Annotated in this window: 16 protein-coding genes; 7 read left to right on the plus strand and 9 right to left on the minus strand. The window is 62.2% G+C overall.

What is annotated here, in order from left to right; all coding sequences use genetic code 11:
• Positions 1–28 precede the first annotated feature (28 nt).
• Together GST84_03050 and GST84_03055 are read left to right on the plus strand one after the other, a co-directional pair.
• The gene (locus tag GST84_03050; protein ID XGB11395.1) at positions 29–1,306 is read left to right on the plus strand and encodes an acetyl-CoA C-acetyltransferase; all 1,278 of its coding nucleotides are present in this window, start codon (positions 29–31) and stop codon (positions 1,304–1,306) included.
• Positions 1,307–1,395: 89 nt separating this feature from the next.
• Positions 1,396–2,175 (plus strand): helix-turn-helix domain-containing protein, encoded by a 780-nt coding sequence (locus GST84_03055; protein ID XGB11396.1) that lies wholly within the window; start codon positions 1,396–1,398, stop codon positions 2,173–2,175.
• 66 nt (positions 2,176–2,241) lie between these two features.
• On the opposite strand, the gene GST84_03060 is transcribed toward GST84_03055, so the two are convergent.
• From GST84_03060 to GST84_03075, 4 genes are all read right to left on the minus strand, one after another.
• Complete coding sequence (locus tag GST84_03060) at positions 2,242–4,185, minus strand: HAMP domain-containing protein (GenBank protein XGB11397.1); 1,944 nt, start codon at positions 4,183–4,185, stop codon at positions 2,242–2,244.
• 167 nt (positions 4,186–4,352) lie between these two features.
• Positions 4,353–4,763, minus strand: coding sequence for a Cu(I)-responsive transcriptional regulator (gene cueR, locus GST84_03065; protein ID XGB11398.1), 411 nt, complete (start codon positions 4,761–4,763; stop codon positions 4,353–4,355).
• Complete coding sequence (locus tag GST84_03070; GenBank protein ID XGB11399.1) at positions 4,760–7,159, minus strand: heavy metal translocating P-type ATPase; 2,400 nt, start codon at positions 7,157–7,159, stop codon at positions 4,760–4,762. Before GST84_03070 ends, cueR begins: the two co-directional genes overlap by 4 nt.
• 52 nt (positions 7,160–7,211) lie before the next feature.
• Positions 7,212–7,598, minus strand: a complete 387-nt coding sequence (locus GST84_03075; protein XGB11400.1) for a hypothetical protein — start codon at positions 7,596–7,598, stop codon at positions 7,212–7,214.
• 145 nt (positions 7,599–7,743) lie between these two features.
• On the opposite strand from GST84_03075, the gene GST84_03080 reads away from it, so the two are divergent.
• The 3 genes from GST84_03080 to GST84_03090 all read left to right on the plus strand — a co-directional run bounded on the left by GST84_03080 (position 7,744) and on the right by GST84_03090 (position 10,582).
• Positions 7,744–7,941 (plus strand): copper resistance protein CopZ, encoded by a 198-nt coding sequence (locus GST84_03080; GenBank protein ID XGB11401.1) that lies wholly within the window; start codon positions 7,744–7,746, stop codon positions 7,939–7,941.
• Between the two features lie 107 nt (positions 7,942–8,048).
• Positions 8,049–9,230 (plus strand): Bcr/CflA family efflux MFS transporter, encoded by a 1,182-nt coding sequence (locus GST84_03085; GenBank protein ID XGB11402.1) that lies wholly within the window; start codon positions 8,049–8,051, stop codon positions 9,228–9,230.
• Between the two features lie 638 nt (positions 9,231–9,868).
• The gene (locus GST84_03090; GenBank protein ID XGB11403.1) at positions 9,869–10,582 is read left to right on the plus strand and encodes a helix-turn-helix domain-containing protein; all 714 of its coding nucleotides are present in this window, start codon (positions 9,869–9,871) and stop codon (positions 10,580–10,582) included.
• A gap of 20 nt (positions 10,583–10,602) precedes the next feature.
• On the opposite strand, the gene GST84_03095 is transcribed toward GST84_03090, so the two are convergent.
• From GST84_03095 to GST84_03115, 5 genes are all read right to left on the minus strand, one after another.
• Complete coding sequence (locus GST84_03095; protein ID XGB11404.1) at positions 10,603–11,550, minus strand: adenosine deaminase; 948 nt, start codon at positions 11,548–11,550, stop codon at positions 10,603–10,605.
• Positions 11,551–11,636: 86 nt separating this feature from the next.
• The gene (locus GST84_03100) at positions 11,637–12,323 is read right to left on the minus strand and encodes an SDR family oxidoreductase (protein XGB11405.1); all 687 of its coding nucleotides are present in this window, start codon (positions 12,321–12,323) and stop codon (positions 11,637–11,639) included.
• A 368-nt stretch (positions 12,324–12,691) separates the two neighbouring features.
• On the minus strand, positions 12,692–13,276 hold the full coding sequence (locus GST84_03105) for a DUF1949 domain-containing protein (GenBank protein XGB11406.1): 585 nt from the start codon (positions 13,274–13,276) through the stop codon (positions 12,692–12,694).
• A gap of 9 nt (positions 13,277–13,285) precedes the next feature.
• Entirely contained in the window at positions 13,286–13,948 is a 663-nt protein-coding gene (locus tag GST84_03110) for a TetR family transcriptional regulator (protein ID XGB11407.1), read from the minus strand.
• 90 nt (positions 13,949–14,038) lie between these two features.
• Positions 14,039–14,956: a LysR family transcriptional regulator gene (locus GST84_03115; GenBank protein ID XGB11408.1), complete on the minus strand. Its 918-nt coding sequence runs from the start codon at positions 14,954–14,956 to the stop codon at positions 14,039–14,041.
• Positions 14,957–15,074: 118 nt separating this feature from the next.
• On the opposite strand from GST84_03115, the gene GST84_03120 reads away from it, so the two are divergent.
• Together GST84_03120 and mmsA are read left to right on the plus strand one after the other, a co-directional pair.
• Positions 15,075–16,421, plus strand: coding sequence for an aminotransferase class III-fold pyridoxal phosphate-dependent enzyme (locus tag GST84_03120; protein XGB11409.1), 1,347 nt, complete (start codon positions 15,075–15,077; stop codon positions 16,419–16,421).
• A gap of 73 nt (positions 16,422–16,494) precedes the next feature.
• Positions 16,495–17,988, plus strand: coding sequence for a CoA-acylating methylmalonate-semialdehyde dehydrogenase (gene mmsA, locus GST84_03125; GenBank protein XGB11410.1), 1,494 nt, complete (start codon positions 16,495–16,497; stop codon positions 17,986–17,988).
• The last annotated feature ends 472 nt before the right edge of the window (positions 17,989–18,460 follow it).

The following is an 18,460-nucleotide window of genomic DNA, read 5'->3' on the forward strand; positions in this document are numbered from 1 at the left end:
ATCAAATTGTTTCAGGAGGAACCAGCGCATGCGTTCAACTCGCCGGGTCGCGATCCTGGGCGGCAACCGGATCCCCTTCGCCCGCTCCAATGGCGCCTACGCCACGGCCAGCAACCAGGCGATGCTCACGGCCGCGCTTGAAGGCTTGATCGAACGCTATTGCCTGCACGGGCTGCGGTTGGGCGAGGTGGTGGCCGGTGCCGTGCTCAAGCACTCGCGCGACATGAACCTGACCCGCGAGTGCGTGTTGGGTTCGCGCCTGTCACCGCAGACCCCGGCCTATGACATTCAGCAGGCCTGCGGTACCGGGCTGGAGGCTGCGCTGCTGGTGGCCAACAAGATTGCCCTGGGGCAGATCGACTGCGGTATTGCTGGCGGTGTCGATAGCACCTCCGATGCGCCCATCGCCGTCAACGAAGGCTTGCGCCATATAATGCTGCAGGCCAACCGTGGCAAAAGCCTTGGCGATCGGTTAAAGCCCTTTCTCAAGCTGCGGCCTCATCACCTGAAACCCGAGCTGCCACGCAATAGCGAGCCGCGTACGGGGTTGTCGATGGGCGAGCATTGCGAACGCATGGCCCACACCTGGCGCGTTGGCCGCGCCGAGCAGGACGAACTGGCGCTGCTCAGTCACCAGAAGCTGGCTGCGGCCTATGCCGAGGGTTGGCAGGACGACCTGTTGACGCCGTTTCTTTCGCTGACACAGGACAACAACCTGCGCCCCGACCTGAGCCTTGAGCAGTTGGCCAGGCTCAAACCAGCCTTTGACCGCAGCGGACAAGGCACATTGACGGCGGGTAATTCCACGCCGTTGACCGATGGTGCTTCGCTGGTGCTGTTGGGCAGCGAGGCGTGGGCGCAGCAGCAGGGGTTGCAGGTGCTTGCCTATCTGGTCGATGGCGAAACCGCTGCGGTGGATTTTGTCACGGGGCGCGAAGGGTTATTGATGGCGCCGGTGTATGCCGTGCCACGCTTGCTGGCACGCAATGGCCTGACGCTGCAGGACTTTGACTATTACGAAATCCACGAAGCCTTTGCTGCCCAGGTGCTGTGCACGCTCAAGGCCTGGGAGGATGCCGATTACTGCCGTGAACGGTTGGGCCTGGAGGCGCCGCTTGGCGCGATCGACCGCAGCAAACTCAATGTCAAGGGCAGTTCGCTGGCGGCCGGGCACCCGTTTGCGGCAACCGGTGGGCGGATATTGGCCAGCCTGGCCAAGCTGCTGGCGACGGCGGGTAAGGGGCGCGGGCTGATTTCGATCTGTGCGGCAGGCGGGCAGGGGGTGACCGTTATCGTCGAGCGCTGAAGCCCCTCCAGGGTAACTGCAGAGGCGGCGAGTGCCTTGATCATGATCCAGCTGTTAGGCTTGTCTGGTCAGAACTAAAAGAAGAAACCATGCCGATCATCGGACACCCCCGCGCCATCCCCGCGCTGGAACACCTGCCCAGACCGCTCTACGCCCGTGCCGAAAGCCTTGGCGCCGGCTCCTGGACCACTCGCCACCAGCACGACTGGGTACAGTTCTCCTATGCCATCAGCGGCGTACTCGGCGTGTACACACGCGACGGCAGTTACTTTGCCCCTCCGCAGTGGGGGGTATGGATCCCTGCTGATGCCGAGCATGAAGTGGTCACCTCGATGCAAGCCGAGATGCGCAGCCTGTATGTGCGCCGCGATGCCTGCCCATGGGCGCCGGAACAATGCCGGGTGTTGGAAGTGACGCCGCTGGCGCGCGAGCTGATCAAGCAGTTCTGCCTGTTCCCGGCGGATTACCCAGAAGACGACAGCGCCGAGGCGCGTCTGGTGGCGGTGCTGCTCGACCAGTTGCGCACCTTGCCGGAAGTCGGTTTTTCGCTGCCGTTGCCCCGCCACCCTGGTTTGCTGGCGCTGTGCAATGGCTTGATCGCTGCACCAGATCAGTCGCAGACCTTGCAGCAATGGGCGCGGGAGCTGGGGTGTTCGGAGAAGACGCTGATGCGGCTGTTTCAACGGGAAACCGGGTTGAGCTTTCGTAATTGGCGCCAGCGCATGCGGCTGTTGTCTTCGCTGGCGTTGCTGGAGGCGGGGGAGAATGTGACCGAGGCGGCGCTGGGGTGTGGGTATGACTCCACGTCGGCCTACATTGCGGCGTTCAAGCAGCTGTTTGGCGCGACACCGGGGGAATTGAAGCTCTGATTTTCGGTGGCCTGTGCCGGCCCTTTCGCGGGGTTAGCCGCGAAAGGGCCGGCACAGGCACATACATCAGGTGCGGAACCTGCGCACCAGCGTATCCAGCTCATTGGACAGCCCGGCCAGGCTCTCGGAGTCCTGGCGCGCTGCCTGGGCCAGCTCGGCCACCAACTGCGCATCCCCGTGAATCTGGCTGATGTGCCGGTTGATGTCCTCGGCCACCTGATGCTGTTCTTCGGCCGCCGTAGCAATTTGGGTATTCATGTCGCGGATGACGTCCACCGACTCACGGATCTGCCCAAAGCTGTCGCGGGCCAGGCCAATACGGCTCACCGACTGCTGCGAAACTTCCAGGCTGGCGTGCATCTGCTCGGCCACTTCGGCGGTACGGCTGGCCAGGTTGCCCAGCAAACCGTCGATTTCGGCGGTGGAGTCGGCAGTACGCTTGGCCAGCGCCCGCACTTCGTCGGCCACCACGGCAAAGCCACGGCCCTGCTCACCGGCACGGGCCGCCTCGATGGCGGCGTTGAGGGCCAGCAGGTTGGTTTGTTCGGCAATCGAACGGATGGTGCCGAGGATCGACTGAATGGCGTTGCTGTCACGCTCCAGCTGCTGGATCGACTGCGCCGATTGCTCGATTTCCTGGCTCAGGCGATCAACGCTGTGTACCGCCGCATCGATCTGCTGCTGGCCTTCGCGGGCCTGCTGCTGGCCGCTGTCGGCCGACTGCGCCGCCTGGCTGCAGGAGCGTGCCACTTCATTGGCGGTGGCGACCATTTCGTGGAAAGCAGTGGATACCATGTCCACGGCTTCGCGCTGGCGGCCGGCCGCCTCGGCCATGTCGCTGGAGACGCGGGTCGAGCTGCTGGACGTGCTGAGGATCTTGCTGGCAGCAGCGCCGATATGCTGGATCAGGCTGCGAATGGCACCGAGGAACTGGTTGAACCAGCTGGCCAGTTGGGCGGTTTCGTCGCGGCCGCGGATTTCCAGGTTGCGGGTCAGGTCACCCTCACCTTGGGCAATGTCTTCCAGGCCATTGGTGACACTGTTGATCGGGCGCACGATCAGCTTGGCAAAGGCCGCACCGACCACCGCGAACAGTGCGGCCAACACGACAGCGATGACGCCGATCAGCCAAGTGAGCCGGGTGGTGGTCTGCATCACTTCGCTTTGTTCGATCAGGCCGATGAAGGTCCAGCCCAGTTGCTGGTCGGGGTAGACGTTGGCCATGTAGTGCACGCCATTGAGTTCGACCTCGACCAGGCCTTTGCCGGCTTTGGCCAGCTTGGCGTAACCGTCGCCAAAGCTTCCCAGCTGCTTGAAGTTGTGGGCGGCGTCGCGTGGGTCGACCATCACGTTGCCGTTGCTTTCCACCAGCATCAGGTAGCCGCTTTCGCCCAGTTTGATCTGCTTGACGATCTCGGTCAGGCCTTTGAGCGACACGTCGATGTTGACCACGCCGCCGGGGTTGCCCAGCTGGTTGGCCACGGTGCGCACGGTGCTGACCAGCACCGCATCGTCGGCGGCCCAGTAGTAGGCGCCGGTGCGCAACGTCTTGCCAGGGTTGGCCATGGCAAGTTGGTACCAGGGGCGCGTGCGTGGGTCATAATTGACAAACTTCTGGCCGGCCGGCCACCCAGTGTAGCCGCCGTCACTCACCCCGTAGGACAGGTAGGCGTAGGCGGGATGTGAGTTGGCCAGGCGGGTCATGAAGTCGAGTATTTTGCTGGCCTGCTCGCCCAGTTCGTAGGACGGGGTTGCGCTCATGTATTTGTTCAGCTCGCTACCCGTGGCGGCGACCATTGGCTGGGAAGCCATGTACTCGACGTTCTGGTTGATCCCCTGGAAGAAGATGTTCATCGCGTTGCTGACCTGGCGGATTTCCCGGCTGCTGCTGTCGAGGAATCCATCGCGGGCTTCGCCGCGCAGGTTGATGACCACCAAGGTGGCCACGAGAACGATGGGCAAGCCGGCGATGACCGCGAATGCCCAGGTCAGTTTCTGTTTGATGTTCATCGACGCTCCCGGAACTTTTATTTTTGACACACGAGGCAGGTAGCAACTACATCGGCAGCATCCGGGTTTAATGAAGCCAAAACGCCTGTATTTATTGGATAAAGTCGTGGTTGGTGACTATTCGGTCGTGTTTGGACATTTATGGCATACCAAAAGCTCGTGGCAGTTCAGTGACAGCAGTTGCCAGGAGCGCCATTGGCCAGGTCTTTGAGGATCGGGCAGTCCGGGCGATCGTCGCCCTGGCAATGCGAAACCAGTTCGCCGAGGGTGTCGCGCAGGCTCACCAGTTCCTCGATGCGCCGGTTCAGTTCATCGATGTGCTGCATGGCCAGCGCCTTCACATCGGCGCTCGCACGTTGGCGGTCCTGCCACAAGGTCAGTAACTTGCCGACCTCCTCAAGGGAAAAGCCCAGATCGCGGGAGCGTTTGATGAAGGCCAGGTTGTGCAAGTCCTCCGCCTGGTACAGCCGGTAGCCGCTGTCGCTGCGTGTGGCCGGTTTGAGCAGGCCGATGGATTCGTAGTATCGGATCATCTTGGTGCTGAGCCCGCTGCGGCGGGCGGCCTGACCGATATTCATGGCGCCTCCTGTGTACTGCTGGTGGGTTTCCACGTTTTGAGCCACAGTGCGTTGCTGACGACGCTGACGCTGGACATGGCCATGGCGGCACCCGCCAGTACCGGGTTGAGGTAACCCAGCGCGGCCAGCGGGATGCCGATCAGGTTGTAGATGAATGCCCAGAACAGGTTCTGGCGGATCTTCGCGTAGGTCTTGCGGCTGATTTCCAGCGCGGCGGGCACCAGGCGCGGGTCGCCACGCATCAGGGTGATGCCGGCGGCCTGCATGGCCACGTCGGTACCGCCACCCATGGCAATGCCGATGTCGGCCGCGGCCAACGCCGGTGCATCGTTGATGCCATCGCCAACCATGGCGACCACACCATCCTGCCTGAGCGCGGTCACGGTTGCGGCCTTGTCGGCCGGTAGCACTTCGGCATGCACATCGTCGATGCCCAGGGCCTCGGCAACCACTCTGGCGCTGCCACGGTTGTCACCGGTCAGCAGGTGGCTGCTGATGTGTTGGGCGTGCAGGGTGGCGATGGCCTGCGCGGCGCCGGGCTTGAGGCTGTCACCAAAGGCGAACAGGCCCACCACTCTTGCTTGCGTACCGCGTTCGATCAACCACGACAGTGTGCGTCCTTCGGCTTCCCAGGCCTGGGCCTGGGCGGCCAATTCGCCGGGCTGCAGGCCGCTTTCGTCAAGCAGTCGGCGGTTGCCCAGCGCCAGTTCACGGCCTTCAACGCGACCGGCAATGCCGCGCCCGGTCAGCGACTGGCTGTCGGCAACGGTTGGCACGTCCAGCCCTTGCTCTGCACAGGCCACCAGCACCGCCTTGGCCAGCAGGTGTTCACTCCCGCGTTGCAGGGCGCCGGCCAGGCGGTGCAGGTCGGCACTGTTGCCGTCCAGCGCCTGACTGTGAACCACCCGCGGGCTGCCGGAGGTGAGGGTGCCGGTTTTGTCGAACACGACGCGGTTGACCGCATGGGCACGCTCCAGGGCTTCGGCATCCTTGATCAGGATGCCGTGGCGGGCGGCGACCCCGGTGCCGGCCATGATCGCGGCGGGCGTGGCCAGGCCGAGGGCGCAGGGACAGGCAATGACCAGCACGGCGACGGCGTTGATCAGCGCGGTTTCCAGCGGTGTCCCCGCCAGCCACCAGCCAATCAGGGTGATCAGGGCCAGTACCAGCACAGCGGGGACGAACACCTGGCTGACACGGTCGACCAGCTTCTGGATCGGCGCTTTGGCGGCCTGTGCGTCTTCCACCAGGCGGATGATGCGCGCCAGCACGGTCTCGGTGCCCAGCGCCTGGGTACGCACCAGCAGCCGGCCTTCGCCATTGATGGCGCCACCGGTGACGCTGTCGCCGGGTTGCTTGGGCACTGGCAGGCTCTCGCCGCTGATCAGGGCCTCATCGGCGTGGCTGCTGCCGTCTTCGACCACGCCGTCGACCGGGAAGCGCTCGCCGGGCTTGACCAGTACCAGGTCGCCCAAGCGCAACTGGGCGATCGCCACGTCCTCCTCCAGGCCGTCGACCACACGCACGGCGCGTTCCGGGCGCAGGGCTTCGAGGGCGCGGATGGCACTGGCGGTCTGGCGCTTGGCGCGGCTTTCCAGGTACTTGCCCAGCAATACCAGGGCAATCACCACGGCCGAGGCTTCGAAGTACAGGTGCGGGGCCATGCCGGCGGGAGCCTGTGCCCATTGGTACAGGCTCAGGCCATAGCCAGCGCTGGTGCCCAGGGCTACCAGCAGGTCCATGTTGCCGGCACCGGCGCGCACGGCCTTCCAGGCTGCAATGTAGAAGCGGGCACCGAGAATGAACTGCACGGGGGTGGCCAGCAGGAACTGCGCCCAGGCGGGTAGCATCCAGTGCAAGCCGAACGGTTGTACCAGCATGGGTAATACCAGCGGCAGGGCCAACAGCAAGGCTGCACCAACTGCCAGGCGCTCGTTGCGCAGGCGTCGCTGGACAGCGCTTTGGTCGTCCTTGGTCGATTGTGGCAGGCTGGCGCTGTAGCCTGCTTTTTGCACAGCGTCGATCAGCAGGTTGTCATCCAGGGCCGCAAGCACTTCGAGGTGTGCGCGTTCGCTGGCCAAGTTGACGCTGACCTGCCCGACCCCCGGCACTTTGCCCAGGGCGCGCTCTACGCGGCCGACACAACTGGCGCAGGTCATACCGCCTATCTGCAGTTCGAGGGTGCGGGTTGGTACCCCGTAGCCGGCCTCGCGCACGGCTTCGACCAACGCTGGCAGGCTGGCAGGCGGGGCTACAACCCGGGCTTTTTCAGTGGTGAGGTTTACGCTGACCTGTTCAGCGCCGGCGACCTTGCGCAGGGCGCGCTCGACCCGGCCAGCACAGCTGGCGCAGGTCATGCCGGAGATCGGCAGGTCGTATGTGGTGGATGCGGGCATGGCTCTCCTCCTTGGACAGGCCTCCAGCATCAACCTTGCCACGCAGGCAAGGTCAATAGCCCAGGTCGGCTCGTTTCAACTCCAGCCCATATTGCCCCATGGCGATGCGGTATTTGTTGATCTGGCCCGCCTGCAGATTCAACCGCGTGCTGCGCTGGTCCTCTATACCTGCTGCGCAACCCGGCATTTGCCCAGGTAGCAGGCGCAGGCGCACATCCACCGGGCCAGGCGGCAGGTTGAACGAGGTGGACTGCTCCTGGAAAACGCGCCCGGAAAGCTGGTCGTTGAGGTACACGCCGATTTCGCAATTGGTGGCCACTTCCAGGCGCTCCCGGGAAATGATCAGTACGCTGTAGGCTGAGTTGCCCTCGGCGAAGGCCGGTGGCACCACAGCCAGCGCGCCCAATAGCCCGACGACGCCCAATGCTGCCCTGAACATGAAAAATCTCCTGCTTGCCTGATCGTCAAAGGCGCAGCTTGGCCGACGCGGACGCGGATTTCCACCCCGGGTGTTGCAGGGAGGGCTTGACCTTGCCCTGATGGCAAGCTTGAGACTTGTGGAAAACCTGAAGGAGGCAACCCCTATGCAAGTGTTCAATGTACAAGGCATGACCTGCGGCCATTGTGTGAAAGCCGTGACCCGCGCGGTGCAGGAGCAGGATGCTGCAGCCAGGGTGGAAGTTGATCTGGCGGGCAAACAGGTGCGTGTGCAGAGCGAGTTGGCGCAGGAGCAGATTCTCACTGCGATTCGGGATGAGGGGTATCAGGCCGAACTCGCCTGAAGACCTGATTGCTCCCGCCGGGGGTAACAGTGTTGCAAATGTTTTCACATCGATAGGGTCCACAGCAGGTAGAATCAGCCACTTGCTTAGCCTGCTATGGATTCCTGATGAACCTGCGAATGGTGCTCATCCTGGGCGCACTCAGTGCGTTTGGGCCCTTGGCGATCGACTTCTACCTGCCAGCCTTCCCGGCCATGGCGCAAGCGTTCGCCACCGATGAAAAACACGTCCAGGCCACGTTGGCCGCCTACTTCCTGGGCCTGTCTATCGGGCAGCTGGCCTATGGGCCGGTTGCCGACCGTTTTGGCCGCCGCAAACCGCTGATGTTCGGCGTTACGCTGTTCACCTTGGCATCACTGGCCTGTGCCTACGCCCCCAACCTCGATACCTTGGTGGTGGCGCGTTTCATCCAGGCACTGGGTGGTTGTGCCGGTATGGTGCTTTCGCGGGCCATCGTCAGCGACAAGTGCGATCCGGTAGCGTCAGCCAAAGTGTTTTCGCAACTGATGCTGGTCATGGGCCTCGCGCCGATCCTGGCACCGATGCTGGGTGGGGTGCTGGTGAATCTGGCCGGCTGGCAGTCGATCTTTCTCGCTCTGAGCTTGTTCAGTGCCGGCTGCCTGTTGGCGGTAAGCCTGGGCCTGCCGGAAAGCCTGCCTGAGCATATACCGCGTCAGCCGCTGTCTGGCGCCTTGCGCCAGTACCTGCGGCTGCTGGCTGATCGGGTTTTCCTCGGACATGCCCTGACCGGCGGTATCGCCATTGCCGGCATGTTCGCCTATATCGCCGGTTCACCTTTCGTGTTCATCAAACTGTATGGCGTGCCCGCTGAGCACTACGGCTGGCTGTTCGGCACCAACGCCGCAGGTTTTATTCTGGTGGCGCAGGTGAACGCCCGCCTGCTGGCCAAACGCGGGCCGGCCTTCCTGCTGGGCCGTGCGGTGTGGCTGTATCTGGTTGCGGGCCTGGTGCTGCTGGGCGTGGCGGCGTTGCGCCCTGCGCAACTGTGGCCGCTACTGGTGCCGCTGTTCATCTGTATCGCCAGCCTTGGTTGCATCATTCCCAATGCTTCGGCCTGCGCCATGAGTGGACAGGGCGCGCGTGCCGGCAGCGCCTCGGCACTGATGGGCTGTGTGCAGTTCAGCGTAGCTGCGGGTGCTGCGGCGCTGGTCGGGCTGCTGCATGATGGCAGTGCGGTGCCCATGGCAATCGTGATCAGCCTGTGCGGGGCGCTGGTGGTCAGTGTTGCGCTGTTGACCCGGCGTTTGCAGGCCAAGGCTCCCGCATGAGCGGGTGAGGTGCCTGCAGCCGGGTTTCCAGCGTGGCGACGAAGGCGCGCGCCTCAGCCTCGCTGCGGAAACTGACCACATGCTGATCGAGCTGGACTTGCCAGGGGCAGGCGGGGTTTCGGCTCGACGCACTTACGATAATTTTCATCGCGGCATACCTCCAGGAAGGGGAGCCGATCAAGTGTAGCGCTGGCCCGCCAGCCTGCCATGACACGGCTTCAGCGTCCTGACTGACGGTAAGTGTGTGCATTTCCCTGGCGGTGTTTCCTGCTTTGGGCCCAATGCCTGTAAAGCCCCAGAACCTTCGCTTTGTTTTGCGCTATTTGTGGAAGGTTGCTGTGGGCCACATCTGAAATGGCTGCAAGTTTGTTTTCATCAAGATGTTTCAGCGTGGCGGTGTGGGCGTACCGGTGCCTTGGCTGACTTGGTGCCGAGGAGTTTTTCGAAGCCGCTTTGCTGCTTGCCATGGGTAGATATACCCAGTGGTTTTTCATCTTGGGTAGGGTGGCACGTGGTCGTCTGACCGGCGTTTTTCTGCGGCTTATACTGGCGAACCAGGCCAGTGCCAGCGAGAGGCGCTTCCCTGGCAGGGTTGGCCATCGCATCCCCACCGTGAAATTGCAGGGAGTTACAAGGACATGAACGCAGCCAGCAGTATCAGCCAGATCGCCAGCCTGATGGCCGATCCCAAGCGCAGTGCCATGTTGTGGGCATTGATCGATGGCACACCTAGATTGGCCAATGAACTCGCGATAATGACTGGCCTGACTTCATCGTCCGCCTGCGCACACCTTTCGTTGCTGTCGTCGGCCGGCTTGCTCAAGCATGAAGCCAGGGGCCGCAAACGCTACTTTTGCCTGGCAACCCCGCAGGTCGGAGCGGCGGTAGAAGCCTTGGCCAGCGTGCAGCTGGAAAGCGCCAGGGGAGAGCGTGCCGAAGCGCCAGTATCGTCACTGCCCATGTCGATGCGCCGGGCGCGCCGTTGTGGCGATCATCTGGGTGGGGAGTTGGCCAGTGAGCTATATCATCGCATGGTGGTGGCCGGCTGGCTGGAAGGCAGCGGTCGGCAGTTGATGGTCAGTGACGAGGGGCGGGCGCAGTTGGCCTTGGTCGGGGTATACATCGATGCCTTGGCGCCACACCAGCAACGAGGTTGCGTGATCTGCCGCTGCACCGAGTGGAATGACCAGGGCCCTCACCTGGGGGGCGTACTTGGCCAGGCCTTGTTCAGGTTGTTCCTGCAATCTGGCTGGATGCGCGAGTTAGAGGACACGCGGGCATTGCATATTTCGGCGCTGGGTATCCAGCAGATCAATCGCATCGCCCGCGTGGCGACGTTGCAGGTCGGTTGAGCGCAACGTCTTCATGCTACTCAGACCAGCCGTGCATCCAGGCTGTTCTGCGCCAGGCGACGTGCCTGGTCCTCGGTCATGCCCAAGTGGGTGTGCAGGGCGTGGAAGTTCTCCGTGACATAGCCACCGAAGTAGGCCGGGTCGTCCGAGTTGACCGTGACTTTCACACCACGCTCGAGCATGTCGAGGATGTTGTGCTGGCTCATGTGCTCGAACACGCAGAGCTTGGTGTTGGACAGCGGGCACACCGTGAGCGGGATCTGCTCGTCGATGATGCGCTGCATCAGGCGCTCGTCCTCAATGGCACGTACGCCATGGTCGATACGTTTGATCTTCAGCAGGTCGAGGGCTTCCCAGATGTACTCGGGTGGGCCTTCTTCGCCAGCGTGGGCAACGGCGACGAAGCCTTCGCTGCGGGCGCGGTCGAACACACGCTTGAACTTGCTTGGCGGGTGGCCCATCTCCGAGCTGTCCAGGCCAACGGCAATGAAGGCATCGCGGAACGGCAAGGCCTGATCGAGGGTCTTTTGCGCTTCATCCTCGCTGAGGTGGCGCAGGAAGCTGAGGATCAGGCCGCTGCTGATGCCCAGTTGTTCGCGACCATCCTTGAGCGCCTGGCTGATGCCGTTGAGCACCACTTCGAAAGCAATGCCACGGTCGGTATGGGTCTGTGGGTCGAAGAAGGGTTCAGTGTGGATCACGTTCTGGGCTTTGCAGCGTTGCAGGTAGGCCCAGGTCAGGTCATAGAAGTCCTGCTCGGTGCGCAGCACGTCGGCGCCCTGGTAGTACAGGTCGAGGAACTCCTGCAGGTTGTTGAAGGCATAGGCACCGCGCAAGGTTTCCACATCGGCCCAGGGCAAGGCGATCTTGTTGCGCTCGGCCAGGGCGAACAGCAACTCGGGCTCCAGTGAGCCTTCCAGGTGCAGGTGCAGTTCGGCCTTGGGCAGGGCGTTCAACCAGTCATACATAGTGGTTCATCTCAATCAGGTACGGTTGCGGCCATTCTACAGGGGCCGGCCGGGCAATGCGCCCAGCCGGGCTGCGACCTGGTGAATCACCAGACCAAGGGTTCGCCCTTGTAGTTGATGAAACGCAGGCCGCCGTTGCCGCTTTGGGCCTTGATCTGTTCGATCATGCCTCGGGTGCTGGTGAGCACATCGATATCGGCGTTTTCGCCACCCATGTCGGTTTTCACCCAGCCTGGGTGCATGGCCAGCACGCACAGGTCCGGGCGCTGCTGCTCAACGAAGAAGCTGTTGATCATCGAGTTCAGTGCCGCCTTGCTGGCCTTGTACAGGCAGATTTCGCCACCGTCGGGGATGGTAACGCTTCCCAGGATCGAGCTCATGAAGGCCAGCACACCACTGCCTTCACGTATTTGACCCACCAGGCGGCGAGCCACGCGTATCGGCGCTACGGCATTGGTCATGAACAGATCGCCAATGTCGCTGTTGCTTACGGCCTCCAGGTCTTGCGGCAAGGGGCCCATGACCCCGGCGTTGACGAATATCAGGTCGAACACCTGGCCTTGCAGGCGTTGCTTCAGGCTGTCGAGCTGAACGGTGTCGTTCATTTCCAGCTGCTCGATACGCACGCCGGGCACGTTCGCCAGGGCGCCGGGCTGCTGCGGGTTACGGACGGTGGCAGTGATGTGCCAACCGTCTTCGTGCAGGCGTTGTACCAAGCCCAGGCCAAGCCCGCGCGAGGCGCCGATGATGAGGGCAGTTCTTGAATTGGCCATAGGAACATTCCTTTATCGGTGTAGGAGAAAGGAATTGAGCATACGTCACGGCGGATACGCGTGCCTGGTTTGCTTGTGGTCAAAAAATGATCAGTTATGTCCGGGCCTTGCGGGGCCGGGCGCTTCGCCTGTTGGCGCACGGGTTATCCACAAGCTGGTCCACAGTTATTGTGTGCAAGGTGAGCAAGCGGGGTGCGGCTTGGATGGGAGGCTCGCTGGGGATAAGTCGCGCGCATTCAGCAGTTTACGGCGGTCATCAAATCGTGATCAAAATATGATCAAAGCCCTGAAGGCCTTGAAATCACTAGCCTGCAAGAGAATGCCCCAAGCTTATCCACAGGCAGGCCCACAGTTGTTGTGGGCAATGTTCAGCGTGCTTCGAGCAAAATACGTCCGCGGCTCAAATCCGCCAGTTGCTGTTGCAATGGCGCCAGGTGGGCGTCACCGAGGGCAATCAGCAGGTTAACGCCATTGGCGGTGAACTGTTCATCCAGGACCAGGCCGTCAACCTCGGCCAGGCGCAGCTTCACCAGCGCCAGCTCGCTGAAACTGCAGCTGCAGCTGAAATTGCTGCGCTGTACCAGCAGGCGCTTGGGCGCCTGTTGCAGGCACTTGTTGGCGCCGCCGCCATAGGCCCTGGCCAGGCCGCCGGTACCCAGCTGGATGCCGCCGTACCAGCGGATCACCAGCACCACCACCTGGTCGCAGTCCTGCGCTTCGATGGCCGCCAGGATCGGCCGCCCAGCGGTGCCGCCGGGTTCGCCATCGTCGCTGCTGCGGTACTGCGCGCCGAGTTTCCAGGCCCAGCAGTTGTGGGTTGCGGCCAGGTCGCTATGACGTTCGATGAAACTCATCGCTTCGGCGGCACTGCTGATTGGCCCGGCGAGGGTGATGAAGCGGCTTTTGCGGATTTCCTCGCGGTATTCGCAGAGGTCGAGCAGGGTAGAAGGCATAAAGGACGGTCAGGCAGCCGGCTTGATGCCGCAGCCCTTCAAAATGATGTGGATAAGGTTGTTGCTCGCGTCTTCCATGTCCTGCTTGGTCAGGCGGCTGCGGCCAGTCACCTGGCAAATCTGGGTGGCGAAGTCTGCATAGTGCTGGGTGCTGCCCCAGAGCAGGAAGATCAGGTGCACCGGGTCGACCGGGTCCATTTTGCCTGCTTCGATCCAGGCCTGGAAGACCGCAGCACGGCCGCGGAACCATTCGCGGTAATCGGCGCTGAAGTATTCGGTCAGGCAGGTGCCACCGCTGATCACTTCCATGGCGAAAATGCGCGAAGCTTGCGGGTTGCGCCGGGAGAACTCCATCTTGGTACGGATGTACTGGCTCAGGGCTTCACCGGGGTCGTCATCGACGCTCAAGGCGTTGAAGGTGCTGTCCCACAACTCGATGATATTGCTGAGCACGGCGATGTACAGGCCCAGCTTGTTGGTGAAGTAGTAATGCAGGTTGGCCTTGGGCAACCCCGCCTTGAGCGCGATGGTGTTCATGCTGGTGCCCTTGAAACCATGGCGGGCGAATTCATCTTCGGCGGCCTGGATAATGGCCTGTTCGTTCTTCTGGCGGATACGGCCCGCGGGCTTGCCCGAGGCGGAGAGGCGATGCGCAGGGACTTCTAGGGTCATGGGCGATTCCGTACGAGGCAGTGGCTGCGGCTGTGGGACAAGATTACCTGCCTGTGCCGAAGTGACAAGCGTTTGCGGCACAGACTGGCATCAACGTGTCGCAGCCAGGCTTTCGAGGAAGCTTTCCAGCACCAGGTTGGGGCGCCGGCCTTTGCGGGTAACCCAGCTCAGGCTCAGGTCATAAAAACGCTCCTTGGGCTTGAGCGCACGCAAACGGCCTTGTTGTACCCAGAACATGGCGTAGTGGTCGGGCAGATAGCCGATGTAACGCCCGGTGAGGATCAGAAACGCCATGCCCTCGCGGTCAGAAGCACTGGCGGTGCAATTCAGCGCCTGGTAATGCGCCTGGATTTCGGCGGGTAGACGGAAGGTGGGGGTGATGGCTTCCTGGCTATTGAGGCGGTCGTCGTCTATCTGCTGGTCATCGGCATAGAACAGCGGGTGGCCGACGGCGCAGTACAGCAGCGAGCGTTCGCTGTACAACGGTTGGTACTCAAGCCCCGAAAGCGGGCTGGTCTGGGGTACGACGCCAACGTGAAGGCTGCCATCGAGCACGCCGTGCTCGACCTGGCTGGGGGCGATCATACGGATCTGGATGCGCACATCAGGGCCGCGGTCCTTGAGTTCCGCCAGGGCATGGGTGATACGCATGTGCGGCAAGGTCACCAGGTTGTCGGTCAGACCAATGTTCAGCTCGCCGCGCAAATGCTGGTGCAGGCCGTTGACCTCGGTGCGGAAGCTTTCCAGCGCGCTGAGCAGTTGCAGGGCTGAATGGTAGACCTCGCGGCCTTCCTCAGTCAGCGAGAAACCGGCGCGTCCGCGCTGACACAGGCGCAGGCCGAGGCGTTGCTCAAGGTCGTTCATCTGCTGGCTGATGGCCGAGCGCCCAATGCCCAGTACGTTCTCGGCAGCCGAGAAGCCACCGCACTCGACGACGCTGCGGTAGATCTTCAGAAGGCGGATGTCGAAGTCGCTGACTTGGGCGAGTGGATCGGGTCGTCGGCTCATTAGTTTAGTCTCGGCCTGTCTGAAGATTAGAAATGTAGGCTTTTTCTGACTCTATCGCCGTGCCAATTTAGCTGCAACAAGATACATCGTTGCCTAATCGTCTTCCGAGGAACCGCCGATGAACATGCCCGAAACCGCCCCTGCCGGTATCGCCAGCCAGCTCAAGCTGGACGCCCACTGGATGCCCTACACCGCCAACCGCAACTTCCAGCGCGACCCTCGCCTGATCGTGGCGGCCGAAGGCAACTACCTGGTCGATGACCACGGGCGCAAGATCTTCGACGCCCTGTCCGGCCTGTGGACCTGCGGCGCAGGGCACACTCGCAAGGAAATCGCTGACGCGGTGACCCGCCAACTGAGTACGCTGGACTATTCCCCAGCATTCCAGTTCGGCCACCCGCTGTCGTTCCAGCTGGCGGAAAAGATCGCCGAGCTGGTTCCGGGCAATCTGAATCACGTCTTTTATACCAACTCCGGTTCCGAATGCGCCGACACCGCATTGAAGATGGTGCGTGCCTACTGGCGCCTGAAAGGCCAGGCCACCAAGACCAAGATCATCGGCCGTGCCCGTGGTTACCATGGCGTGAACATCGCGGGTACCAGCCTGGGTGGCGTCAACGGTAACCGCAAGATGTTTGGTCAGCTGCTGGACGTCGACCACCTGCCTCACACTGTATTGCCGGTGAACGCCTTCTCCAAAGGCTTGCCGGAAGAGGGCGGTATCGCTCTGGCTGACGAAATGCTCAAGCTGATCGAGCTGCACGATGCCTCCAACATCGCAGCAGTCATCGTCGAGCCGCTGGCCGGTTCGGCCGGTGTGCTGCCGCCGCCGAAGGGTTACCTGAAGCGTCTGCGTGAAATCTGCACCCAGCACAACATTCTGCTGATCTTCGATGAAGTGATCACTGGCTTCGGCCGCATGGGCGCGATGACCGGCTCGGAAGCCTTCGGCGTTACCCCGGACCTGATGTGCATCGCCAAGCAGGTGACCAACGGCGCCATCCCGATGGGCGCAGTGATTGCCAGCAGCGAGATCTACCAGACGTTCATGAATCAGCCGACCCCGGAATACGCCGTGGAATTCCCACACGGCTACACCTACTCGGCGCACCCGGTAGCCTGTGCCGCCGGTATCGCCGCGCTGGACCTGCTGCAGAAGGAAAACCTGGTGCAGTCTGCTGCTGAACTGGCGCCGCATTTCGAGAAGCTGCTGCACGGCGTGAAGGGCACCAAGAATATCGTCGATATCCGCAACTACGGCCTGGCCGGCGCCATCCAGATCGCCGCCCGTGACGGTGACGCCATCGTTCGCCCATACGAAGCGGCCATGAAACTGTGGAAAGCTGGCTTCTATGTACGCTTTGGTGGCGACACCCTGCAGTTCGGCCCAACCTTCAATACCAAGCCGCAGGAATTGGACCGTCTGTTCGATGCTGTAGGCGAAACCCTGAACCTGATCGACTGATCTTTCCGATTTTGATGCCAGGCGCATGCCCGCTGCGGGCGCCTGGTTCTCCTATGTTTATCTGGAGTTTTGCATGAGCATTGTTCAGCACCTGATTCACGGCGAACTGGTTACCAAAGGTGAGCGCACCGCCGATGTCTTCAACCCGTCCACTGGCCAGGCCGTTCGCAAGGTCGAACTGGCCAGCCGCGCAACCGTTCAGGAAGCGATCGATTCCGCCAAGGCTGCCTTCCCGGCCTGGCGCAACACCCCACCGGCCAAGCGTGCCCAGGTGATGTTCCGCTTCAAGCAACTGCTGGAGCAGAACGAAGCCAAGATTTCGCAGATGATCAGCGAAGAGCATGGCAAGACCCTGGAAGACGCCGCCGGCGAACTGAAGCGTGGTATCGAGAACGTCGAGTTCGCGTGTGCAGCCCCAGAAGTGCTGAAGGGTGAGTACAGCCGCAACGTCGGTCCGAACATCGACGCCTGGTCCGACTTCCAGCCGCTGGGCGTGGTTGCCGGTATCACCCCATTCAACTTCCCAGCCATGGTGCCGCTGTGGATGTACCCACTGGCCATCGCCTGCGGCAACGCATTCATCCTCAAGCCTTCCGAGCGTGACCCGAGCTCGACTCTGTACATTGCCCAGTTGCTGCTGGAAGCCGGTTTGCCGAAGGGCATCCTCAACGTGGTGCACGGTGACAAGGAAGCGGTGGATGCGCTGATCGAAGCGCCGGAAGTGAAAGCACTGAGCTTCGTGGGTTCTACCCCGATCGCCGAGTACATCTATGCCGAAGGCACCAAGCGTGGCAAGCGTGTACAAGCCTTGGGGGGCGCGAAGAACCACGCGGTGCTGATGCCGGATGCCGACCTGGACAACGCAGTCAGTGCCCTGATGGGCGCGGCTTACGGTTCATGTGGCGAGCGTTGCATGGCCATTTCGGTAGCCGTGTGCGTAGGCGACCAAGTGGCCGATGCCCTGATTGCCAAGCTGGAGCCACAGATCAAGGCGCTGAAGATTGGTGCCGGCACCTCGTGTGGCCTGGACATGGGCCCGCTGGTGACTGCGGCAGCGCGTGACAAGGTCGTGGGTTACATCGATGACGGTGTTGCTGCTGGCGCCAAGCTGGTGGTGGATGGCCGTGGCTTCCGTGTGGCAGGTAATGAAGATGGCTACTTCGTGGGTGGCACCCTGTTCGACAAGGTGACCCCGGAGATGCGCATCTATAAAGAGGAGATCTTTGGCCCGGTGCTGTGCGTGGTCCGGGTTAATAGCCTGGAGCAGGCCATGCAGCTGATCAACGATCACGAGTATGGCAACGGCACTTGCATCTTTACCCGTGACGGTGAAGCGGCCCGTCTGTTCTGCGACGAGATCGAGGTGGGTATGGTGGGTGTCAACGTACCGCTGCCGGTGCCGGTGGCCTACCACAGCTTTGGTGGCTGGAAGCGTTCTCTGTTTGGTGACCTGCATGCCTATGGTCCGGATGGTGTGCGCTTCTATACCCGTCGTAAGGCAATTACCCAGCGTTGGCCACAGCGGGCCAGCCATGAAGCGTCGCAGTTTGCATTCCCTAGCCTTTAAGGTGGGGTAAGCAAAGCGGGGAGGCCGTCAGGCCTCCCCGTTTTGTTTTTGGGGTTTGGTTGTTGCTGTTGTAGGGGGAGAGGGCTGTTTTGAGAGGGCGTTGGCTATGAGATGTGTCCGCCATCACCTTTGCAGTGCCTGTGAGATCGAGCGCCGCCCGCGCGGCGCATCGCGAGCTGCGCTCGCTCCTACGTTTGTTTCGGGCCAGTCACGCCTGTGATAGGCGCGCGCGACCGCCTTGTTTGTACGACGCGATATCGCGCCATGCGCCAAGGCGTTCGCGCGCAAATCCCCCAGAAATAATTGGCCCGAAACAAACGTAGGAGCGAGCGCAGCTCGCGATGCGCTTGTTTGTACGACGCGATATCGCGCCATGCGCCAAGGCGTTCGCGCGCAAATCCCACAGGCATAATTGGCCCGAAACAAACGTAGGAGCGAGCGCAGCTCGCGATGCGCCGCGCGGGCGGCGCTC

It is taken from the genome of Pseudomonas putida (assembly GCA_041879295.1).
GTDB lineage: Bacteria > Pseudomonadota > Gammaproteobacteria > Pseudomonadales > Pseudomonadaceae > Aquipseudomonas > Aquipseudomonas putida_Y.

What these genes read in the sequence shown, in the direction of transcription:
- GST84_03080 (XGB11401.1), top strand. Translation starts at nt 7,744, where the DNA reads ATGCAAGTGTTCAATGTACAAGGCATGACCTGCGGCCATTGTGTGAAA.
- cueR (XGB11398.1), bottom strand. Translation starts at nt 4,763, where the DNA reads ATGAATATCGGTCAGGCCGCCCGCCGCAGCGGGCTCAGCACCAAGATG.
- mmsA (XGB11410.1), top strand. Translation starts at nt 16,495, where the DNA reads ATGAGCATTGTTCAGCACCTGATTCACGGCGAACTGGTTACCAAAGGT.
- GST84_03105 (XGB11406.1), bottom strand. Translation starts at nt 13,276, where the DNA reads ATGCCTTCTACCCTGCTCGACCTCTGCGAATACCGCGAGGAAATCCGC.
- GST84_03085 (XGB11402.1), top strand. Translation starts at nt 8,049, where the DNA reads ATGAACCTGCGAATGGTGCTCATCCTGGGCGCACTCAGTGCGTTTGGG.
- GST84_03060 (XGB11397.1), bottom strand. Translation starts at nt 4,185, where the DNA reads ATGAACATCAAACAGAAACTGACCTGGGCATTCGCGGTCATCGCCGGC.
- GST84_03070 (XGB11399.1), bottom strand. Translation starts at nt 7,159, where the DNA reads ATGCCCGCATCCACCACATACGACCTGCCGATCTCCGGCATGACCTGC.
- GST84_03075 (XGB11400.1), bottom strand. Translation starts at nt 7,598, where the DNA reads ATGTTCAGGGCAGCATTGGGCGTCGTCGGGCTATTGGGCGCGCTGGCT.
- GST84_03095 (XGB11404.1), bottom strand. Translation starts at nt 11,550, where the DNA reads ATGTATGACTGGTTGAACGCCCTGCCCAAGGCCGAACTGCACCTGCAC.
- GST84_03100 (XGB11405.1), bottom strand. Translation starts at nt 12,323, where the DNA reads ATGGCCAATTCAAGAACTGCCCTCATCATCGGCGCCTCGCGCGGGCTT.
- GST84_03090 (XGB11403.1), top strand. Translation starts at nt 9,869, where the DNA reads ATGAACGCAGCCAGCAGTATCAGCCAGATCGCCAGCCTGATGGCCGAT.
- GST84_03050 (XGB11395.1), top strand. Translation starts at nt 29, where the DNA reads ATGCGTTCAACTCGCCGGGTCGCGATCCTGGGCGGCAACCGGATCCCC.
- GST84_03110 (XGB11407.1), bottom strand. Translation starts at nt 13,948, where the DNA reads ATGACCCTAGAAGTCCCTGCGCATCGCCTCTCCGCCTCGGGCAAGCCC.
- GST84_03055 (XGB11396.1), top strand. Translation starts at nt 1,396, where the DNA reads ATGCCGATCATCGGACACCCCCGCGCCATCCCCGCGCTGGAACACCTG.
- GST84_03120 (XGB11409.1), top strand. Translation starts at nt 15,075, where the DNA reads ATGAACATGCCCGAAACCGCCCCTGCCGGTATCGCCAGCCAGCTCAAG.
- GST84_03115 (XGB11408.1), bottom strand. Translation starts at nt 14,956, where the DNA reads ATGAGCCGACGACCCGATCCACTCGCCCAAGTCAGCGACTTCGACATC.